This is a genomic window from Streptomyces sp. NPDC001868 (assembly GCF_040297125.1).
GTDB lineage: Bacteria > Actinomycetota > Actinomycetes > Streptomycetales > Streptomycetaceae > Streptomyces.
This window is the reverse complement of record NZ_JBEOYO010000017.1, coordinates 76,833-96,591: the sequence shown is the minus strand read 5'-3', so window position 1 is coordinate 96,591 and position 19,759 is coordinate 76,833. Positions and strand designations below refer to the sequence as shown.

Below are 19,759 nucleotides of genomic sequence, written 5' to 3'. Positions count from 1 at the left end.
GCGTGACCGACCCGGACACACCGCTCCAGCCCAAGCGCAAGGGCCTCAGCCGGAGCCGGAAGCGAGCCCTGTCCCGGGGCGCGCAGTACGTGGTGTTCGTCGGGGCCGTCGTCGCCTTCGCGGCGTCCGCCGACTGGGCGCGGCTGAAGAACCAGTTCGCCCAGTGGGACATCGCCGAGCAGATGTTCCCCGACGTCATCACGCTGGCCCTCAAGAACACCGTGCTGTACACGCTGTCCGGCTTCGTCTTCGGACTCGTCCTCGGCATGGTCATCGCGCTGATGCGGCTGTCGTCGGTGGGCCCGTACCGCTGGTTCGCCGGGGTCTACATCGAGATCTTCCGGGGCCTGCCCGCCCTGCTGATCTTCATCTTCATCGGGGTGGCCGTGCCGCTGGCCTTCCCCGGCACGGAGATCCCCGGCGGTACGTACGGCAAGGTCGCCCTCGCGCTGGGCCTGGTGGCCGCCGCGTACATGGCGGAGACCATCCGCGCGGGCATCCAGGCGGTCCCCAAGGGCCAGCTGGAGGCGGCCCGTTCGCTGGGCTTCTCACCGGCGCGCGCGATGGTCTCGATCATCATCCCGCAGGCGTTCCGGATCATCCTCCCGCCGCTCACCAACGAACTGGTCCTGCTCTTCAAGGACTCCTCCCTCGTCCTGTTCCTCGGCGTCACGCTGGAGGAGCGCGAACTGTCCAAGTACGGCCGCGATCTGGCCAGCACCACCGCCAACTCCACGCCGATCCTGGTCGCCGGACTCTGCTACCTCCTGGTGACCATCCCGCTCGGCTTCGTCGTACGCCGTATGGAGGCGAAGGCCCAGGAGGCCGTGAAATGACCCGGCCCGAAATCGAAGTACGCGGCCTGCACAAGTCGTTCGGCGCCAACGAGGTCCTCAAGGGCATCGACCTGGAGATCGGCCGGGGCGAGGTCGTGTGTGTGATCGGCCCCTCGGGGTCGGGCAAGTCGACCCTGCTGAGGTGTGTGAACCTCCTGGAGGAGCCCACCAGGGGGCAGGTCTTCGTCGGCGGCACCGAACTCACCGACCCCGATGTCGACATCGACGCCGTACGCCGCCGGATCGGCATGGTCTTCCAGCAGTTCAACCTCTTCCCGCACCTCACGGTGACCGAGAACCTCACACTGCCGCAGCGCCGGGTCCTCAAGCGGGACAAGGCGAAGGCGGCGAAGGTGGCCGCCGAGAACCTCGAACGCGTCGGCCTGTCCGAGAAGGCGACCGCCTACCCCGCCTCCCTCTCCGGCGGCCAGCAGCAGCGCGTGGCGATCGCCCGCGCGCTGTCGATGGGCCCCGAGGTGATGCTCTTCGACGAGCCGACGTCGGCACTGGACCCGGAGCTGGTGGGGGATGTGCTGGCGGTGATGCGGATGCTGGCCCAGGAAGGCATGACGATGATGGTCGTCACGCACGAGATGACGTTCGCGAAGGAGGTCGCCGACCGAGTGGTCTTCATGGACGGCGGAGTGGTCGTGGAGGACGGCACCCCGGCCCAGGTCATCGGCGACCCGACCCACGAACGCACGCGCCACTTCCTTTCACGGCTGCTGGACCCGGCGATGGCGAACGTGGAGGAGGACCACGACAGCGTCCCGTAAGGCCCGCGCCCCGTCAGGGGCGTGGGGAACCGCGCGACAAGCCCCCACCGGGCCGCGGTCGAGGAACAACCCGGCGAGCGAAGCGCATATCGTGCGGTGCATGAGCGACCACGCGGTGCTGCACGTAAAGGGACGCATCCTCATCGGCCCGGAGGACGTCCGCGACGAACTCTGGGTCATCGACGGCCGGATCTCCTACGACCGTCCCCTCGCCGCGGGCGACGTCCGCACCGTCGACGGCTGGGCCCTGCCCGGCCTGGTCGACGCACACTGCCACGTCGGCCTGGGCCCCCACGGGCCGGTCCCGGAGGACGTCGCGGAGAAGCAGGCCCTCACCGACCGCGAGGCCGGCACCCTGCTGATCCGCGACGCCGGTTCCCCCTCCGACACCCGCTGGATCGACGACCGCGACGACCTCCCGAACATCATCCGCGCCGGCCGCCACATCGCCCGGACCCGCCGCTACATCCGCGACTTCGCTCATGAGATCGAGCCGGAGGAACTCGTCGCGTACGTCGCCCAGGAGGCCCGGCGCGGCGACGGCTGGGTCAAGCTGGTGGGGGACTGGATCGACCGCGGCGTCGGCGACCTGTCGCCGTGCTGGCCGCGTGAGGCGGTGGAGGCGGCGATCACGGAGGCCCACCTCCTGGGCGCCCGCGTGACGGCCCACTGCTTCGCCGAGTCCTCCCTCCGCGACCTCGTCGAGGCGGGCATCGACTGCGTCGAACACGCCACGGGCCTCACGGACGACCTGATCCCGCTGTTCGCCTCACGGGGCGTCGCCATCGTCCCCACCCTCGTCAACATCGCCACCTTCCCGACCATGGCCGCCGGCGGCGAGGCCAAGTTCCCCCGCTGGTCCGCACACATGCGTCGCCTCCACGAACGCCGCTACGACACCGTCCGAAACGCCTACGACGCCGGCATCCCGGTGTACGTCGGCACCGACGCCGGCGGCTCCCTCGCCCACGGCCTGGTCGCCGCCGAGGTCGCCGAACTCGTCACCGCCGGAATCCCACCGGTCGAGGCCCTCGCGGCGACCACCTGGTCCGCCCGCGACTGGCTGGGCCGCCCCGCCCTGACCGAGGGCGCCCCCGCCGACCTGGTGGTGTACGAACGGGACCCCCGCACGGACGTACGCGTGCTGGGGGCCCCGCTGCGGGTGGTGCTGAACGGGCGGGTCGTGGGGTGATCGTCACCGCGTCCAGCCCGCGCACCTGGCGATCGTCTCCGCGATGTCCCTCCTCCCGGCCATCTTGCCGGCGATGTCCCGGAGTCGCGCTGTGAGGACCTCTTGGGGGTCGACCGGAGAGGAGAGCAGTTCGAGGTCACGCTCGAACCACATGTTCTCCACCCCGCGCAGTGTCGTCCTGAGACCGCTCAGCGGAGGGGACGCGAAAGCGTGTGCCCTGTGGACGATGTCGTCACAGCACTCCCACAGGTTCGCGGCGACTGCGTTGGTCTTCGAGAAAGCCGCGGCAGCGGCGAGCCCCCCGGGGTCGGCGATCCACAACCCCATGGCCACTGCCGTCGCCTCGTAGTAATCGGGCAGGAGCACATCGGTGCTGCCGACCAGTTCGGCGCGTCGCTGCCTCAGGGACACCAGGACATCGGGCGCGAGGGAGCCGTTCCTCCCGGAGCTGTTGACGACGCTCTCCAGTTCCCTGACGGAGGGGGACCGGATGACCCGGAGGATCGGCAGGACACGAGCGAGGCGGAGGGCCCCGGAGACAGCAACCCTGGGACCCTCCGCGAATTCACCGAACAATCGCACTCACAGCTCGCTAACGTCTGGTCAGAACTCGGTACGGAGTATTGCCTGTTCGGGAGACTCCCCCTCCGTAGCCGATCCTCGTCGTCTGCAGTCCTTGGGCCAGGCCCTGTGCCAGACACGCTCCACACATCCGGGTCGACGAGGCCATGCTCACCAGCTCCCAGCCACTTCCCAGAGCACCCATGATCGTGTCTTCCGCGTGTCCCTGGCCCATGACGTAACGGGCGTTGATGTTGGGCGAGCCCGCGCCCCTCCATTCGGAAGGCAGCCCCGGCAGTTCTGTGGCCACCCAGGTGTCCGTGACCGACGGATCCGTGGTGCTGCGGACGTGCGCCACGGCCACCGACGAGGTGTCCGGGTTGGCTCGTGTGCCTGCCAGGTCCCGTGCCTGTCGGTAGGCGGTGACGCAGCCGTTGTCATTGTGCACCAGCACACGTGCGTCCCCGGCCAGGACGTAGTACGTGTGCAGACCCGCGACAGTCAGGTTGTGGACGGTTGCCTTCGCCGACCGGGTCCTGATCGCCGTGACCTGGACCCAACTGCCGCTGCCCGTGCTCAGCCACTGGCCGCGCTCCAGGTCCCCGGCATCCACCCAGCGGCCCACGTCCGGAAGCCAGAACGGGTGACCGTCGGTGGCCGTGATCGTGGAGGTGGCGTCGCCGGCCCGGCCGTCAGTGTCGATCGTGAGGGTGACCAGGTGCTTGGTGCCCTCGCCCGTGATCGTGCGGCTTACGGTTCGGGTCTGAGCGTCGTCCGTCTCCACGTCCGCCGCCGCGACCTTGTCGCCGAGTTCGACGTCCTCGATCGCCTTCGTGGAACCGTCGGCCATCAGGACCTTCGTGCCGGGCACGAAGCTGTTGCACGCACCGCTGGCCGGCGGCGCCTCCGGGGGCTGCTTGACCGGCGGAGCCGGGGCGGGCGCCTGGTTCGCCGGGGCCGGTGCCGGGTCGGCCGGGGCCGGGTCCTTCGGGGTCGCCGGGGCGTCCGGGGTGCCGCCGGCCGGGGGTGTCCCCGCGTCCGCCGCCCGCCCCGCGTCCGCCGCGTTGTCCGCCGCGCGGGCCGTGTCGCCCGCCGTGTCGATCGCGTCCAGCGCCTTGTCGCCGTACTTCGCCGCCTTCGCCGCAGTCGCCCCGTACCCCGCGAACGGGATCGCCGAGGCGCAGGACAGGGCCGCGTCCACGTACTCGCCCTCGGCCGCGTACCAGCCGCAGTTGGCGAGGTCGGCGGCCTCGCCGACGACCGGGATCAGGCCGACCACGTCCAGGGCCGCGTGGCCGATGTCGGACCAGGAGAGACCGAAGAGGTGGCCGTCGATCTCGATGAAGGAGATCGGGTTGCCGCCGGCGAACGCGTAGCGGTTGCCGGTGTACGGGTCCATCGTCAGGCCCATGTCCGCCAGCGCGCCGCCGTACATGTCGCGGGTCAGGAAGCGGTTCAGGCCCGGGTCGTAGCTGCGGAAGCCCATGTCGTACGTGCCGGACGCCGTGTCGTAGCGCTTCGAGTTGAAGCGGTACGAGTTGTACGGCTCCTCGCTGCCCGCGCCCGGCTTGTCGGCGCCCGTGAACTGGGCCGTGTCGTTCTTGCCGTACGCCGTGTAGCCGTACGTCGTCTTGGTGTCGCCGTCCTTGTCGGTGAGGGCCTCGACGTCGCCGTGCGGGTGGTAGAGGTACTGCGTGGTCTCCGGGTCCTTGTCCTCCTCGTCCTTGATCTGGGTCAGCTTCTGGCCCCAGGACGCGTACTGGAAGGACGTGACACCCTCGTCCGTCACCTCCTCCTTGAGGGAGTTCGAGGTGATGCCCAGATAGGTGAAGAGGGTGGTCTTCGCGTCGTCGCCGCTGCCCACCGTCTCCTTGACCGTGCGGTCGAAGGCGTCGTACGTCAGACGGGTCGTCTTCGCCGCGTCACCACTGCCGGCCGTGATCGACTCCGGTCGGTCGAAGCCGTCGTAGCGGTACTTCTGGATCGTGTCGCCGCCGAAGGAGACGGTGTCGAGGCGGCCCAGCGGGTCGTAGTTGTACGTCGACGAGGCGCCGTCCGCCGTGGAGGTCAGGAGGCGGTTGCGGTCGTAGCGGTGGGTCGTGGTCGTGTCGTCGACCGTCTGCCAGACGACGTTGCCGGCCGCGTCGTGCCGGTACTCCTCCGTCTTCTCGTCGTCGCCGGACTTCGCGACCTTGGCGATGCGGTCCTGCGGGTCGTACGTGTACGCGTACGTGTTGTCGATCGTCTTGCCGTGGTCGTCGGCGTCCATCAGCTTCAGGACGTCCTCGGCCTTGTGGCCGTTGGCGTTGTACTTCAGGGCGTGTTCGGCGACGAGGGTGTCGTCGGACTGCTTCTCGGTGGTCTTCTTCGTCGCGCCGTCGAGGTAGTAGTCGACGGTCAGGACGTTGCCGTTGGGCTTGGTCTGCTTCGCCAGCTCGCCCCGGGCCGTGTACGCGAGCGACGTGACCTGCTGGTCGCCCGCCGTCGGTGACGCCGCGTTGGTGATCCGCTCGACCCGGTCCAGCGCGTCGTACTCCAGCTTGCTCCAGGTCAGGTCGTGGGTGGTGGTGAGCGTGTTGCCGTTGGCGTCGTACGTCAGCGCGGTCGTGTCGCGGACGGTGTCACCGTCGTGCTCGACGACCTCGGTGAGCTGGTTGAGCTCGTCGTAGGCGAGGGTGTAGCGGTCGGTCTCGACGCCGGGGCTGTTGTCGGTGATCTCGGTCTGGTTGCCGTTGGCGTCGTACCGGTAGGAGAAGTCCTTCTTCTCGTTGTCGGTGTCGCCCTCGTAGTCACGGACCAGCCGGACCGCGTCCGCGACCACCGTGCCGGTCGCCTTGTCGGTGAGGGTGATGGCCTGGCCGGTGTCCTCGGTGAACGCGAACTTGCCCAAGGAGCGCCATTCACCGGGGAGTTCGGTCTGGTCGAGGGTCTTGGTCGCGGTGCCGTCCTTGTGCTTGATCTCGTAGGCCGCGTCCTTCGCCGCCCCGTCGACCTTCGGGTACTGGACGTAGACCGTGTAGTCCCCGGACTGCGGGATCGTCAGCTGCCAGACGAAGCGGTCCTCACCCGAACCGGCCGCGTGCGTCTGCGCGTTGTAGCCGTACGAACCCTCGGCGGCGACCTCCGTCCACGTGCCTTGCGTCGCCGTGTTGTTGATGTCGGAGTTGTCGACGAGCGCGACCTGCAGACCGACCGGGACGCCGTCGTCCGAGCGGGACTTGAGGGCGCCGCTCGGGTAGAAGGCGGAGTCGAGGGTGCGGGAGACCGAACCGCCCGCGCTGCTCAGGGTGTTCTGGATCTGCTGGCCCAGGTCGTTGTACTGGTAGGCGTTCTTGATGTCGAACGCGTCCGTGGACGTCTTGATCCAGCCGGTGTCGAAGTAGGTGTACTCCGTCTCGTTGCGGACGCTCTGGCCCTCGGACGGCGGGGCACTGACCTTCTTCACCCGGCTCAGCGCGTCGTACTCGTACGTCGTCCGGTCCGGTGTGTTGTAGCGGTCGTCGTCCGGATCGAAGGGGGTCAGGGTCTCCTTGACGCGGTTCAGCTCGTCGTAGACGGTCTCGGCGGTGAAGTCCCGTGTGTCGTCGCCGGTCTCGACCCCGCGCGGGGTGACGACCCGGGTCTGGTTGCCGACCTCGTCGTACTCGAAGCGGGTCGTGCGGACGACCGCGTCGTCACCGTCCCCGTCGTGCGGGACGCGGGCCTCGACCAGGGCGGCGCGGGCGTCCAGGACCAGTTCGGTGCGGTTGCCGTCGGCGTCCGCGGTGGCGACGGTCAGGCCGTCCCAGTCGTAGGTGCTGGTCGTCGACTTCCCGGCCGCGTCGGTGGTCTCCAGGAGCCGGTGGTCGAGGTCGTAGCGGAACCTGCTGGTGTAGTCGTCGGGGTCCTCGGTGTCGTTCTTGCGGGCGTCGACGACCTTCACCAGGTCACCGACGTCGTTGTAGACGGCCGAGGCGCGCTTGCCGGCCGCGTTGACCGCCTCGATCGGCTGGTAGACCTCGTCGTACCTGGTCGTCGAGGTGAAGTCCCCGGGCTTCTCGGTCAGATTGCCCTTCGGCTCCGTCGAGGTGAGCTGGTTGCCGACCTTGTCGTAGGTGAAGGTCGAGACCCGCGCGGGCGAGCCTTCCTCGTCGCCCGGCTGTGTGGACTTCAGCAGTTGGTCCGCCGCGTCGAACTCGCTGGTGCTCGCCACCCCGTTGGGGGCGGTGAAGACCAGCGTGTTGTCGTTGCGGTCGTACTCCGGCGCGGGCGTGACGATGAACTCGCCCGCCTTCTGGTCCTTCGGCCTGCGGTTCTCCAGCGGACGCGCGAACACGTCGTACGTCTGCGTGGTCGTCGCCCCGTCGGCCTCCTGGACCTCGGTGACATTGCCGCGCACGTCGTACGTCGTCACCGTGCGGTTGCCGAGGGCGTCCTCGATCACCCGGGGATAGCCGGACGGGTCGTAGTCCTCGAACTTCGTGGTGTGCTCGTTGGCGTCGGTGGCGGCGGTCAGCCGGCCCCGCGCGTCATAGGCGTTCGTGGAGGTGTAGTCGGCGGCCGGCTCGCTCTCCACGCCCTTCGGGTCGGTGACCGAGGTCATGTTGCCGCGCGCGTCGTAGCCGAACTGCCAGGCGCGGCCCTCCGGGGAGACACGGCGCACCAGGTCGGCGATGTAGCCGTTCTCGCCGGTCGCGTAGGAGAGGGTGGCGGCGGGACGGTCGTGCTCGACGCTCTCGGCGTCCCTCGACTCCAGCGGGTAGCCCGTCTTCGGGTCGTACTTCCAGGTGCGGGCGGCGCCGTTGTTCTCCTCAAGGCGCGTGACGTTGTTCTCCGCGTCCCAGCCCAGCTTCGTGGTCCGCTTCTTGGCGTCGGTGAGCTTCACCGGGCGGCCGTAGCCGTCCATCAGCTGGGTGGTCGGATTGCCCTCGGCGTCGGTGACGACCGTCCGGGTCCCCTTGCCGTCATGACCGTCGGGGTCCGCGTAGCGGTACTCGGTCAGGCCGCCCAGCCGGTCGGTGATCTCCTTGGTGTACCCCAGGTAATGCAGCTGGTCCTTGTCGTCGTGCGGGCCGACGTAGTCCACCTTCGTGGCGTGCCCGAGCGGGTCGGTCACCTCGACCAGCTTCAGGCCGGGGTGGTCGAACTCCTTGCCGTAGTCGAACCTGAAGACCTTGCGGAGCTTCTCGGCGGCGTTCGCCCCGTCCGTCAGCCGGGCCAGGAACCCCTTCTCGGTGAACGTGAGGTCGATCCGCCGCCCCGAGACATCGGTGACCGAGCGGACCTTGTCGACGATGAACGGGTTGAGGAGGTGCTTGCCCTCCCGGACCTCGCCGTCCTTGTCGACGTACGTGTACGCCTCGCCCTTCTCCCAGTAGTCGACCGTGAGCGTGCGCCGGCCCTCGGCGTCGGTGACGTACTTCAGCAGCTTGGACGGGTGGCCGAGGAGCCGCTCCTCGTACGTGAACTCCATCCGGTTGCCGTTCTTGTCCACCTGGGCGCTCGGATAGCCCTGGCAGTCGAAGAGGAACCGGGTGCGGTCCGGGCGCAGGAACTCCCAGGCCTCCCGCTGGTGGGGATGGAGCAGACAGTCCTTCTCCAGCTGCTTGACGCGGAAGTGGACCCCGGCGGGGGAGTCCCACGCGCCCTTCTTGTTCTTGCTGAAGACATGGCTGGTGCCGTCGCCGTCGGTCAGCGTGATCTGCTTGGGCAGCAGCGCGGACGGGTGGAAGTCCAGCGGTGTGCCGACCCGGACGGGCGAGGATGCCTGTAGCGACCAGCCATATCCGGCCGGAGTGCTGGACGCGTCCTGCGAGTTGTAGGCCAGCCGCAGGAACGTCGAGAAGCCGAGCGACGGATTCGAGAAGGAGTTGTACGACCACACAGCGTTGCCGGCGTGAAGATTGCTCATCAGCGCCGAACCCGCACCGGTGTTCTTCCCGGCGTACGAGTGGAAGCCCTCAAGACCGAGCTGGTCGGAGGTCGGGTACTCGGCGGTGACCTCGTGCTTCGACGGCGGCACGCCGTCGGTCTCGGACAGCCAGTCGCCGGTGGCCTTCTCCCGCAGGTCCCACTCCAGGCCGAAGGTCAGCCGCTTGTCGAGCGGGTCGACCAGGACCGGTGCCTTCAACTCGGCGTCGAAGGTGACCGTTTCACCGGGCGCCACGTCCTTCGGCAGCGGGGTGGCGTCCTTGTTGAGGAGGTGGGTGACGTCCTTGCCGTCCAGCGTCCACCGGTACGACAGGACGCGCTCGCCCTTCTTCCACACCGTGGCGGTGGTGTTGGTGAGCGTCGCCTCGACGGTGGCCTTCTCGCCGGGGATCATCCGCGCCGGCGTGTACGGCAGGAAGTAGGTCTCGCCCTCGGGGGCGGCGAGCAGCTTGGTGCCCTTGACCACCTTGCCGACGGCGGGCAGTTCGACCGTGCGCGCCGGTCCCGCCAGCAGTGTGCCCTGCTGGGTGCGGACGACGATCCGGTAGTGGTACGTGCGGCCCTTGGCCTTGGCCTTGGCCTTGTCCTCGGCCTTGCCGGCGCCGGGCGCCGGGGGCGCGGTGCGGTCGGCGAAGGTCCGGGTGCCGCGGTCGACGGGGGCGAGAAGGGTCTCGTCGGTGGGGGTGAAGCCCTTCTCCGTGGAGCGGTGGACCTCGTACTCCCGCAGGCCCTTGCCCCGGAACGCGCTCCAGGAGAGGTCGGCGCCGGTGGCGTGCGTGGTGCGGGGAGCCTCGATCCGGACGCCGTCGGCGTCGCCCGAGACGCCCCGGTGGGTGAGCGACGAGCTGCCCCGGGAACGGTCGAGCTCGATGCGGGGCGGTTCGGGGCCGTCGCCCCGGTCGCTCTCGTCGCCGTCCTCGTCGTCGCCGAAGAGACGGTCCAGGAGGCCGGGGTCGTCCTTGTCCTCGGCGAGTTCGCCGGCGGGTCTCCAGCCCTCGCGGGGATCGCTGGTGTCGGGTTCCACCGCCGCCGCGGGTCTCGCCTCGCCGGTGCGGGCGGGGGCGGCGGGCGCGGTGCTCATGATCAGGGCTGTCGCCACGGCGCCGACCAGGGCGGCACGCAGACGGAGACGGCTGAGGCGGATGCGGCGGAGGCGGATACGGGCGTGGTCTAAGGCTGCCATGAAGGGCTCCTTGTTCCCCGTGAGCACAGGGGTCGCACAGGAATCGCCGGGCCCATCTGTGTACCAAGAACCCCCAAAGCCGTGTCAATGACATGCCAAAAGGAGGAGTAAGTTCCGGACTGCGAACGATGCGTGGAAAGCCTGGAGGGATACGCGAGGTGGTGTGAAGCCGCAGGAAAGTGTCCGCCGGGGGTGTCGATGCGCCACGTCGGGAACTGGCCGGAACTTGCTGCGGCGCCCAACACCCGTTGTCTGTCAGGGCTGTTGACCGGTCGATGAAAACGTTTTAACTTCCTCTTCGCCTCGACTCATCGAGAAGAAGGGGAACCTTGGCCGCTGTCCGACGAAAAGGTTTTCAGAGCCGGGCCCTGCTGCTGCTCATGCTCCCCGGCCTCGCCTACTTCCTGCTGTTCCACTACGGCGCCCTGGCCGGCAACCTCATCGCCTTCAAGGAGTACGTGCCGTTCGACGGCATCTGGGGCAGCCCCTGGGTCGGCACCGGCAACTTCCAACGGATGTTCGAGGACGGGGCGTTCTGGGCGGCCGTCCTCAACACCCTCTGGATCGCCGTCCTCCAGCTCGTCTTCTACTTCCCCGTGCCGCTCGCGCTCGCCCTGCTCCTGCACAGTCTCACCTTCAGCAGCGTCCGCCGCTTCGTGCAGTCGGTGGCCTATCTGCCGCACTTCATCTCCTGGGTGATCGTCGTCGCCCTGTTCCAGCAACTGCTCGGCGACACCGGACTGCTCAACTCCTCGCTGGACGGCATGGGGCTGAGCACCGTCGACATCATCGGCAACCCCGACGCGTTCCGGCCGCTCACCGTCGCCCAGGTCATCTGGAAGGACGCCGGCTGGGGCACGATCATCTTCCTCGCGGCGCTGGCCCAGGTGGACGAGCAGCAGTACGAGGCCGCCGCGATCGACGGGGCGGGCCCCTGGCGCCGCTTCTGGCACGTCACGCTGCCCGCCATCCGCCCGGTGATCGTGCTGCTGCTCATCATGCGGCTCGGCGACATCCTCTCCGTCGGCTTCGAACAGATGCTGCTCCAGCGCGACGCGGTCGGCCCCGAGGCCGCCGAGATCATCGACACCTTCGTCTACTACCAGGGCATCGTCGGCGGTGACTACGGATTCGCCGCCGCCGCGGGCCTGTTCAAGGGCGTCATCGGCGCGCTGCTCGTCTACGCCGCTAACAAGGTCGCCCACCGCCTCGGCGAACAGGGGGTCTACAAGTGAGCGCCCGAGCCCGAACCGCCGGCCGTGCGGGCTCCCGCACCGCCGCCCGCCCCGGCTGGCTGGAGAAGCCGAAGCCCGTCACCCAGGCGGCCAAGGCCGTCGCCCTCGTGGCCGTCGTGCTGCTGGTGTGCGTACCGTTCCTGGTGATCGTGTCCACGTCCCTGGCCTCCACGGACGAGGTCGTGGCCAACGGCGGCTGGGTGCTGTGGCCGACCGAGCCGAGCCTCGACGCCTACCGCGACATCCTCGACGGCGGCATCGTCACCCACGCCCTGGGCGTCAGCGCCGGCGTCACGCTCGTCGGCACCCTGCTCAGCCTCGCCTGCACGGTCACCCTCGCCTACGCGCTCTCCCGCCCCGGCGTCTTCGGCGGCCGGCCGGCGCTCCTGCTCATCCTGTTCACCTTCCTCTTCCCGCCCGGCATGATCCCGAGCTTCCTGCTGGTCAAGGAGCTGGGCCTGCTGGACAGTTACGCCTCGCTCGTCCTGCCCGTCCTCGTGAACGTCTTCAATCTCGTCGTCCTGCGCGGCTTCTTCCAGGGCATCCCCGAGGAGCTGTACGAGGCCGCCCGGCTCGACGGGGCGGGGGACTGGCGGGTGCTGTTCTCGGTCGTCCTGCCGCTGTCCAAGGCCGCGCTCGCCGTCGTCGGACTGTTCTACGCGGTGGCGTACTGGAACTCCTGGTTCTACGCCTCGCTGTATCTGGAGAGCGACCACTGGCCCCTCCAGCAGGTCCTGCGCACCTATGTGGTGGCCGGCTCCGGCCTCACCGACGCGACCACCGGCGAGGGCACCGTCACCGCGCCGCAGACCGTGCAGATGGCGGTGCTGGTGATCGCCACCGTACCGATCCTGCTCGTCTACCCGTTCCTGCAGAAGTACTTCACGAAGGGCGTGCTCACCGGCGCCATCAAGAGCTGACAGCCCCCTGGCAGCTGACAGACCGTCAAGAGCCGTGCACGGAAAGGTCTTCCGCTCATGCCCCGCATGTCCCGCCGTACGTTGCTCCGCTCCATGGCCGCCGGTGGTGCCGCAGCCGCCGCCCCCGCCCTGCTGACCGCCTGCTCCACGGGCTCCGGCGACAGTGATGTCTCCAACGCGGGCAAGAAGCTCGCGCCCTGGCCCGCCTACACCCCCGCGAACGGCCCGAAGCCGGACCTCGCGCCCACCGGGGCCGGTGTCCAGGCCGGCTACACCGCCTACCCCGCCGACCTCGCCAGGTCCGTCTCCCGCACCCCGGGCGACGGCTCCACGGTCAAGGTCATGTCCGTGTCGTTCGGTACGCCCCCGAAGCCCGCCTCGGCCAACCGGTTCTGGGCGGCGGTGGAGAAGGCGCTCGGGGTGAAGATCGAGTACACGATCGTCCCCCAGGCCGACTACCAGAAGAAGATGGCCACGGTGATGGCCGGCGACGCCGACACCCTGCCCGACATCATCAACGTCTTCTCCGGCTTCGTCCTGCCCCGCGAGGCCGAGTTCGTCCGGCGCCGCGCCGAGGACCTCACCCCGTTCCTCTCCGGCGACGCGATCGCCGACTACCCGAACCTCGCGAACATCCCCACCCACGCCTGGCGCGACATGGGCCGCGTCGGCGGCCTCCTCTACGGCATCCCGCTGGAGCGCCCGCTGCCCGGCTCGACGCTCTGGCTCAACCAGGGCATGTTCACCGACGCGGGCATGAAGGAGGGCTGGACCGCCGACGACTTCGCCGCCGTCGCCCAGCGGGCCACCGACGGCCGTACCTACGCCCTCGGCGCCGCCGCCGGCTCCCTCTTCGGCAACGCCGTCCACGCCGCCGCCCACAACGCGCCCATGGAGTGGGCCGTCGGCAAGGACGGCACCTTCGAGTCGGCCTGGGCCGACGAGCGCTTCAAGGCCGCCCTCGCCTTCCAGGCGCGGCTGCGGAAGGACGGCTCGTACCACCCCGACGCCACATCCGTCTCCCAGATCGACCTGACCACGCTCTACTACAACGGCACGGTCGGCTCCATGCAGGACGGCTTCGGCGCCTACCTCCCCAAGTACCGGGAGAGCAAAGGCAAGTTGACCCCGGCGGCGGCCCTCCCGTACAGCGTCGGCGGTGAGCCCGGCGGGATCGTCGCCGCCCGCCGCTCCTTCGGCTACACCGTGCTGAAGAAGGCGAAGAAGGAACGGATCGAGCTGCTGCTGCGCATCCTCGACTATCTCGCCGCCCCCTTCGGAAGCGAGGAGTGGGAACTCGTCCACTACGGCGTCGAGGGCACCCACTTCACCCGCGCCGCCGACGGCTCCCCGCAGGTCACCCGGCTCGGCGAGGTCGAGAACAACACCAACCTCCCGCTGAAGTACCTCGCCGAAGGCCCCCAGGTGCTGTTCGTGCCGGGCATGCCGGACGCCGTACGGGCCCTGCACAGCTGGCAGCGGAAGGTCGTGCCGCACGCCATCCGCAACGCCTCCTTCGGGCTCCAGTCGGCCACGAAGAACTCCCAGGGCGCCACCCTCAAGGCCCTCGTCGAGGACACGGTCACCGGCATCGTCGCCGGACGCCTTCCGCTCTCCGCATGGGACGCCACCGTGAAGAAGTGGCGGGAGCGGGGCGGCGACAGAATGGCCGAGGAGTTCGCGAAGGACCACGCGGCCAACACGTGAACGGCGGCGGGCCGGCGGCGGCAGCGAAAGCGGAAGCGGAACAGGAGACGCGGGGGATGGGGAACGACATGGCGCCCGAGCAGGCGGAGCCCAGGGGATCGGCCGCCAAGGGGTCGGCCGACAGGGGATCGGCAGCCAGGGAATCGGGCACCGGGGAGTCGGCTGCCAGGGAGTCGGCCGTCAAGGACCCGGTGGCCAAGGGGCGGGTGACGATCCGTGAGGTCGCCGAGCGGGCCGGGGTGTCGACGGCCACCACCTCCCGCGCGCTCAGCGGCAACCACCCCGTGCCCGCCGCCACCCGGGCCCGCGTCCTGCGCGCCGCCCGCGAGCTCGACTACGTCGCCAACGCGCACGCCCGCGCCCTGGTCGGCGGCGGCCGCAGGATGGCCGCCGTCGTCGTCCGCCAGGTCACCAGCCCCTTCTACGCCCAGGTCGCCGAGGGCGTGGAGGCGGAGGCCGCCGACCGGGGCTGGCTGTGCGTGGTGGGCGCCACCGGGGGAGACCCGCAGCGGGAGATGGAGTTCGTGCGGCTGATGCGGGAGGAGGGGGCGCGGCTGGTGATCCTGGTCGGCGGGGTCGTCGAGGACGACGCGTACCGCTCGCGCGTGGCCCAGTACGCGCAGGCCCTGGACGCGTCCGGCGCCCGCCTGGTGCTGTGCGGGCGGCCGGCCCCGGACCCCGGGATCCCCGCGCTGGTCGTCGAGTTCGACAACGAGGCGGGGGCGCGGGCGGTCACCGGGTATCTGCTGTCGGCCGGGCACCGCCGGATCGTCTTCCTCGGCGGGCTGCCCGGCAACACCGCGCTCGACGCCCGGGTCGCCGGGTACCGGGCCGCGCTCGCCGAGCACGGGCTGCCGCCCGAGGCCGCGAGGGTCGTTGACTGCGGCCTCGGGCGCCCGGCCGGGCTGCGTGCGATGACCGAACTGCTCAAGGAGACACGGGAGTTCACGGCCGTGTTCGCGGGGGACGACATGGTCGCGGCGGGGGCGCTCCGCGCGATCGCCGACGCGGGGCTGAGCGTTCCCGGTGACATCTCGGTGGTCGGGTACAACGACATTCCGCTGGCCGAGGACTTCAATCCGCCGCTCACGACGGTGCGTACTCCCGCGGAGGAGCTCGGCCGGGCGGCTGTGCGGATCGCCTTGCGCGATCCCGGCAGCGCCGCAGGTACGCACCATCTGCTGGGCACGCACATCGTTGTGCGGCGGAGTGTGGGGCCACCGAGGGGGCTGTCTTGACAGTGCGGGTCGTGGGTGGCTGGTCGCGCAGTTCCCCGCGCCCCTGAAGGGGTGCGCTGCCCTGCTCTCTGTCTACAAGTCACGGAGGATGCACTTCCCTATGACCGCGCCGCACGTGTCGCCCACTGACAACTCGACGCTTCCGCCCACCGACCACCTCCTCTCCCCCCTCACCGGCTGGACCCGAGCCCACTGGGAAGCCATGGCCGATCGGCTGCTCGACGGGCTGGTGCCGTACGCGTCGCCGGGGCTGGCCCAGTACCGGCTGCCCGGTCGGGCGAGCCACTCCGGCGCATGGTCGGACGGCCTCGAAGGGTTCGCGCGGTCCTTTCTGCTCGCCGCCTTCCGGATCGCGGGCTCGGGCGGGCGGGTCGGCCCCGCCCTGATCGAGCGGTACGCGGCCGGGCTCGCCGCCGGGACCGATCCGGGCGGCGGTGACGAGCGGTGGCCGGCGATCACGGACCGGGCGCAGCCCATGGTGGAGGCCGCGTCGATCGCCATCGCCCTGCACGAGACCCGGCCGTGGCTGTGGGACCACCTCGACGACGCCGTACGCGGACAAGTGGCCGACTGGCTGGGCGGGTTCGTCGGGGCGGACGTCAACGACTCCAACTGGCGGCTCTTCCAGGTGATCACCGAGGAGTTCCTCGCCTCGGCCGGCGCCCCGCACAGCCGCGCCGAGATCGACGCGGGGCTCGCCCGGCTGGAGGACTGGTACCGGGGCGACGGCTGGTACACGGACGGCGACGGACGGAAGTTCGACTACTACAACGGCTGGGCGCTGCACCTGTATCCGGTGCTGTGGGCGCGGATCGCCGGCCCGAGGGCGGACGCGGGGCTGGTGGCCCGGCATCGCGGGCGGCTGCGCGAGTTCCTCGGCGCCCACCAGCACTTCTTCGGCGCCGACGGGGCCCCGGTGCACCAGGGCCGCTCGCTCACCTACCGCTTCGCGACCACCGCCCCGCTGTGGGCGGGCGCCCTCGCCGACGCCACACCCCTGCCGCCGGGCCGCACCCGCCGGCTCGCCTCCGGCGCCCTGAGGCACTTCACGGAACGCGGCGTGCCCGACGAGCGGGGCCTGCTCACCCTGGGCTGGTACCGGCCCTTCCTCCCCGTCACCCAGCGCTACTCCGGCCCGGCCTCCCCGTACTGGGCGAGCAAAGCCTTCCTCGGCCTCCTCCTGCCCGAGAGCCACCCCGTGTGGACGGCACCGGAGGAGCCCGCGCCCGTCGACACGGCCGACACCACGCTCGCCCTGCCCGGCCCCGGCTGGCTGCTGCACTCCACCGCCGCCGACGGACTCGTACGGCTCGTCAACCACGGCAGCGACCGGCTACCGCCCCCGCCCGCCACGGCCGACGACAGCCCCCACTACGCCCGGCTCGCCTACTCCAGCGCCACGGCACCGGAGACCCCGGCGCCCCCGCGGTCGGGCCCCGACAACCACCTCGCCCTGCTCGCCCCCGACGGCACACCCTCCCCACGAGGCCGCATCCATCCCCTGGGCGCCGAGGGCCGCCGCGCCGCCTCCCGGTACGGCGACGGCATCGAGACGACCAGCGTGGTGCACGGCCCGTGGGAGATCCGGGTGCACCGCGTCGACACCGCGCCCGACACGGCCGTCGCCGTACGGGAAGGAGGCTGGGCCGTGGCCGACGACTCCGGGCCGCCCGTGGAGGCGACGGGGCCGGGCTGGGCGCTGGCCCGCCGCGCGGACGGTCTGACCAGCGCGATCGTGGGCCTGTACGGCTGGGGCGACGGACCGGGAGCCGTCGTACGGGCCGTCGGCACGAACGCGTACGGGCACCACTCGGCAACCCCCGTCCTCGAACGAGGACTTCAGGGGAGCGCGCCCCTCCTGGTCACACTCGTGATGCTCAGCGCCGACCCGCACGCGTCGCACACGGGCGCGGGCGCGGCGGTGGCCGCCGACGGAACCGTGGAGGTCCGCTTCCCGGACGGCACCCGGGAGAGCCTGGCGGCGACCTCGGGCCGATTCGGTCGGCTCAGCGGTCCGCCAGCGTCATCGCCAGGTCCAGCGCCTGGAGGAAACCGTTGACCGTGACCCGGTCGCGGACCGCCAGACGCAGCCATTCCTCGTCCAGCCCCGGGAAGGTGTCGCCACGGCGGACGGCGTAGCCGAGGTTGCGCAGATGCCGTCGTACGGCGGTCGCGCGGGGCAGCCGGACCAGGACGAACGGGCCCTCGGCGGGCTCGGCCACGGCGAGGCCGTCGGGGGCGAACTCCTGGAGCCCGGCGACCAGATGGGCGCGGTCGGCGGCGATCCGCCCGGCCGCGTCGGCCGCCTCCGCCAGCGCCCGGTCCGACACACACGCCTCGGCCGCCGCGAGAGCGGGCGTCGACACCGGCCACAGGGGCTGGGCGCGCTCCAACTCGGCGATCGTCCCGGGGGCGGCGAGGACGTACCCGATCCGCAGACCGGCCAGCCCCCAGGTCTTGGTGAGACTGCGCAGGACGACGAGGCCGGGTACGTCCGTCCGGCCGGCCAGCGCCTCACGCTCACCCGGCACCGCGTCCATGAACGCCTCGTCGACCACCAACGTCCGCCCCGGCCGGGCCAGCCGGGCTATGGACTCCGCCGGGTGCAGCACCGACGTCGGGTTGGTCGGGTTGCCGATGACGACCAGGTCCGCGTCCTCCGGCACGGCCGCCGGGTCCAGCCGGAAGCCGTCCGACGCCCGCAGCAGCACCCGGTCCACGGTGTGCCCGGCGTCCCGCAGCGCGGCCTCCGGTTCCGTGAACTGCGGGTGCACGACCACGGGGTGACGGACCTTCAGGGCACGCGCGAGCAGCACGAACGCCTCGGCCGCGCCCGCCGTCAGCAGCACCCGCTCCACCGGCAGCCCGTGCCGGTCCGCGACCGCCGCCCGGGCGGCCCGCCCGTCGGGGTAGGCGGCCAGCCCGGCGAGCGACCCGGCGATCCGCTCCCGCAGCCAGGCGGGCGGTGTGTCGGCCCGGACGTTCACGGCGAGGTCGATGAGTTTCGCCCCGTCGTCCCGCACCTCGGCGTCGCCGTGATGCCGCAGGTCGTGCCCCGCGTGCCGCAGGCCGGGCCTGCTCCCGGAATCGGATTCAGTGTGCATGGGAGTGCGCGTGTCCCCAGTGGTGATGATCGTGGCCATGGTGCCCGTCGTCGTCCGGACGGACGCGCGGCTGCCGCGGCAGCCCTGTGATGTCCCCGGCGCCGGGCGGGGTGCCGCCGTGGCCGGGGGAGCCGTGGGAGTCCCGGGAGTCGCGGTTCATGTGTCGGTCGCCCTCCAGGGCCTCCCGGTACCGCTCCACGACCAGATCGAGCAGCTGAGGCTCCGGTCCGATGACATCGGCCGACCGTACCTCGATCTCCGGACGAGCGGCAGTCCAGCCCTCGGTCTGCTGCCGCACCCGGTCCGCCGGAACACCCGTGAGCGGGAAGTACGGCAGCACGACGATCCGCCGCGCGCCCAGCCGCACACACCGGTCCAGACCGCTCGGCACGTCCGGCGCCGCCAGCGACACGAACGCCGTCTCCACCCCCGCGTACCCGCGCCCCTCCCACAACAGCCGGGCCGCCCTGTGCACCTCGGCGTTGGCCTCGGGATCGGTCGACCCGTGCCCGACGAGCAGCACGGTCACATCGGCCCGGTCGCCCGGCATACGCGGCGCGGACGACCCCAGCGCCTCCTCCGTCCGCCGCTCCAGGAGGTCGAGCAGCGCCGGACGAGGGCCGGGCGGCCGACCGCAGATGTACGAGATCTCCGGGTGCCGCTCCCGCGCGTGGGCCAGCGCCGCCGCCACGTCCCGCTCGGCGCGCCCGGGCTCCCAGGCCAGCGGGACCACGACGAACCGCCGTACCCCGCCCTCCACGAGCCCGTCCACGGCCTCGCCCAGCGACGGCCGGAACGGCTCGACGAAGCCCGGCTCGACGAAGCCGCCCCCGACGGGCAACCCCGGGTGGCGGCGCCCCAGCTCACCCAGTAAGCCGAGGAACGCCTCGGCCCCGGCATCGTCCCGGATGGCATGACCGGCGATGAGCAGGGCGGGGGGCGGGGTGGTCACGATGTCTCCTCGGAGGCGAAGGATTGTGCGGGTGCGGGTGCGGGTGCGGGTGCGGGGCCAGGTGGCGGGCTCGGGGTTCTGGTCTGGGTCTGGGGCCGGGGCCGGGCCTGGATGGCGGGTGGCGAGTGCGAGTGGCGGGTGGTGG

12 protein-coding genes are annotated in these 19,759 nt (G+C 70.9%); 8 read left to right on the top strand and 4 right to left on the bottom strand.

The features are described from left to right. The first annotated feature begins 2 nt into the window (after positions 1-2). The 3 genes from ABT147_RS21300 to ABT147_RS21290 all read left to right on the top strand — a co-directional run bounded on the left by ABT147_RS21300 (position 3) and on the right by ABT147_RS21290 (position 2,804). Complete coding sequence (locus tag ABT147_RS21300; RefSeq protein ID WP_351408503.1) at positions 3-836, top strand: amino acid ABC transporter permease; 834 nt, start codon at positions 3-5, stop codon at positions 834-836. Continuing rightward, entirely contained in the window at positions 833-1,612 is a 780-nt protein-coding gene (locus ABT147_RS21295; protein ID WP_351408363.1) for an amino acid ABC transporter ATP-binding protein, read from the top strand. Before ABT147_RS21300 ends, ABT147_RS21295 begins: the two co-directional genes overlap by 4 nt. A gap of 100 nt (positions 1,613-1,712) precedes the next feature. After that, entirely contained in the window at positions 1,713-2,804 is a 1,092-nt protein-coding gene (locus ABT147_RS21290; protein WP_351408361.1) for an amidohydrolase family protein, read from the top strand. 3 nt (positions 2,805-2,807) lie between these two features. Here the strand turns inward: ABT147_RS21290 and ABT147_RS21285 are convergent, their stop codons facing one another. Both ABT147_RS21285 and ABT147_RS21280 read right to left on the bottom strand, forming a co-directional pair. After that, on the bottom strand, positions 2,808-3,386 hold the full coding sequence (locus tag ABT147_RS21285) for a hypothetical protein (RefSeq protein WP_351408359.1): 579 nt from the start codon (positions 3,384-3,386) through the stop codon (positions 2,808-2,810). Positions 3,387-3,396: 10 nt separating this feature from the next. Further along, the gene (locus ABT147_RS21280; protein ID WP_351408357.1) at positions 3,397-10,458 is read right to left on the bottom strand and encodes a golvesin C-terminal-like domain-containing protein; all 7,062 of its coding nucleotides are present in this window, start codon (positions 10,456-10,458) and stop codon (positions 3,397-3,399) included. Between the two features lie 380 nt (positions 10,459-10,838). Between ABT147_RS21280 and ABT147_RS21275 the strand changes: the two genes are divergently transcribed. From ABT147_RS21275 to ABT147_RS21255, 5 genes are all read left to right on the top strand, one after another. Then, on the top strand, positions 10,839-11,693 hold the full coding sequence (locus ABT147_RS21275; protein WP_351408501.1) for an ABC transporter permease: 855 nt from the start codon (positions 10,839-10,841) through the stop codon (positions 11,691-11,693). Then, positions 11,690-12,613: a carbohydrate ABC transporter permease gene (locus ABT147_RS21270; RefSeq protein WP_502983126.1), complete on the top strand. Its 924-nt coding sequence runs from the start codon at positions 11,690-11,692 to the stop codon at positions 12,611-12,613. Before ABT147_RS21275 ends, ABT147_RS21270 begins: the two co-directional genes overlap by 4 nt. A gap of 57 nt (positions 12,614-12,670) precedes the next feature. Then, on the top strand, positions 12,671-14,320 hold the full coding sequence (locus tag ABT147_RS21265) for a type 2 periplasmic-binding domain-containing protein (RefSeq protein ID WP_351408355.1): 1,650 nt from the start codon (positions 12,671-12,673) through the stop codon (positions 14,318-14,320). A 56-nt stretch (positions 14,321-14,376) separates the two neighbouring features. Next, positions 14,377-15,558 (top strand): LacI family DNA-binding transcriptional regulator, encoded by a 1,182-nt coding sequence (locus ABT147_RS21260; protein WP_351408353.1) that lies wholly within the window; start codon positions 14,377-14,379, stop codon positions 15,556-15,558. Positions 15,559-15,658: 100 nt separating this feature from the next. Beyond that, complete coding sequence (locus ABT147_RS21255) at positions 15,659-17,617, top strand: DUF2264 domain-containing protein (RefSeq protein WP_351408351.1); 1,959 nt, start codon at positions 15,659-15,661, stop codon at positions 17,615-17,617. Here the strand turns inward: ABT147_RS21255 and cobC are convergent. Next, positions 17,565-18,662 carry an Rv2231c family histidinol phosphate aminotransferase CobC gene (gene cobC, locus ABT147_RS21250; RefSeq protein WP_351408349.1) on the bottom strand — a complete coding sequence of 366 codons (1,098 nt, stop codon included), beginning with the start codon at positions 18,660-18,662 and terminating at the stop codon, positions 17,565-17,567. The genes ABT147_RS21255 and cobC overlap by 53 nt on opposite strands. After that, positions 18,652-19,614, bottom strand: a complete 963-nt coding sequence (locus ABT147_RS21245) for a sirohydrochlorin chelatase (RefSeq protein WP_351408347.1) — start codon at positions 19,612-19,614, stop codon at positions 18,652-18,654. The genes cobC and ABT147_RS21245 overlap by 11 nt, the downstream gene beginning before the upstream one ends. Between the last annotated feature and the right edge of the window lie 145 nt (positions 19,615-19,759).

Excerpts from the sequence above, each read along its gene's own strand:
- ABT147_RS21260 (WP_351408353.1), top strand. The coding sequence starts at position 14,377 with ATGGGGAACGACATGGCGCCCGAGCAGGCGGAGCCCAGGGGATCGGCC.
- ABT147_RS21290 (WP_351408361.1), top strand. The coding sequence starts at position 1,713 with ATGAGCGACCACGCGGTGCTGCACGTAAAGGGACGCATCCTCATCGGC.
- ABT147_RS21295 (WP_351408363.1), top strand. The coding sequence starts at position 833 with ATGACCCGGCCCGAAATCGAAGTACGCGGCCTGCACAAGTCGTTCGGC.
- ABT147_RS21280 (WP_351408357.1), bottom strand. The coding sequence starts at position 10,458 with ATGGCAGCCTTAGACCACGCCCGTATCCGCCTCCGCCGCATCCGCCTC.
- ABT147_RS21275 (WP_351408501.1), top strand. The coding sequence starts at position 10,839 with ATGCTCCCCGGCCTCGCCTACTTCCTGCTGTTCCACTACGGCGCCCTG.
- ABT147_RS21255 (WP_351408351.1), top strand. The coding sequence starts at position 15,659 with ATGACCGCGCCGCACGTGTCGCCCACTGACAACTCGACGCTTCCGCCC.
- cobC (WP_351408349.1), bottom strand. The coding sequence starts at position 18,662 with ATGCACACTGAATCCGATTCCGGGAGCAGGCCCGGCCTGCGGCACGCG.
- ABT147_RS21265 (WP_351408355.1), top strand. The coding sequence starts at position 12,671 with ATGCCCCGCATGTCCCGCCGTACGTTGCTCCGCTCCATGGCCGCCGGT.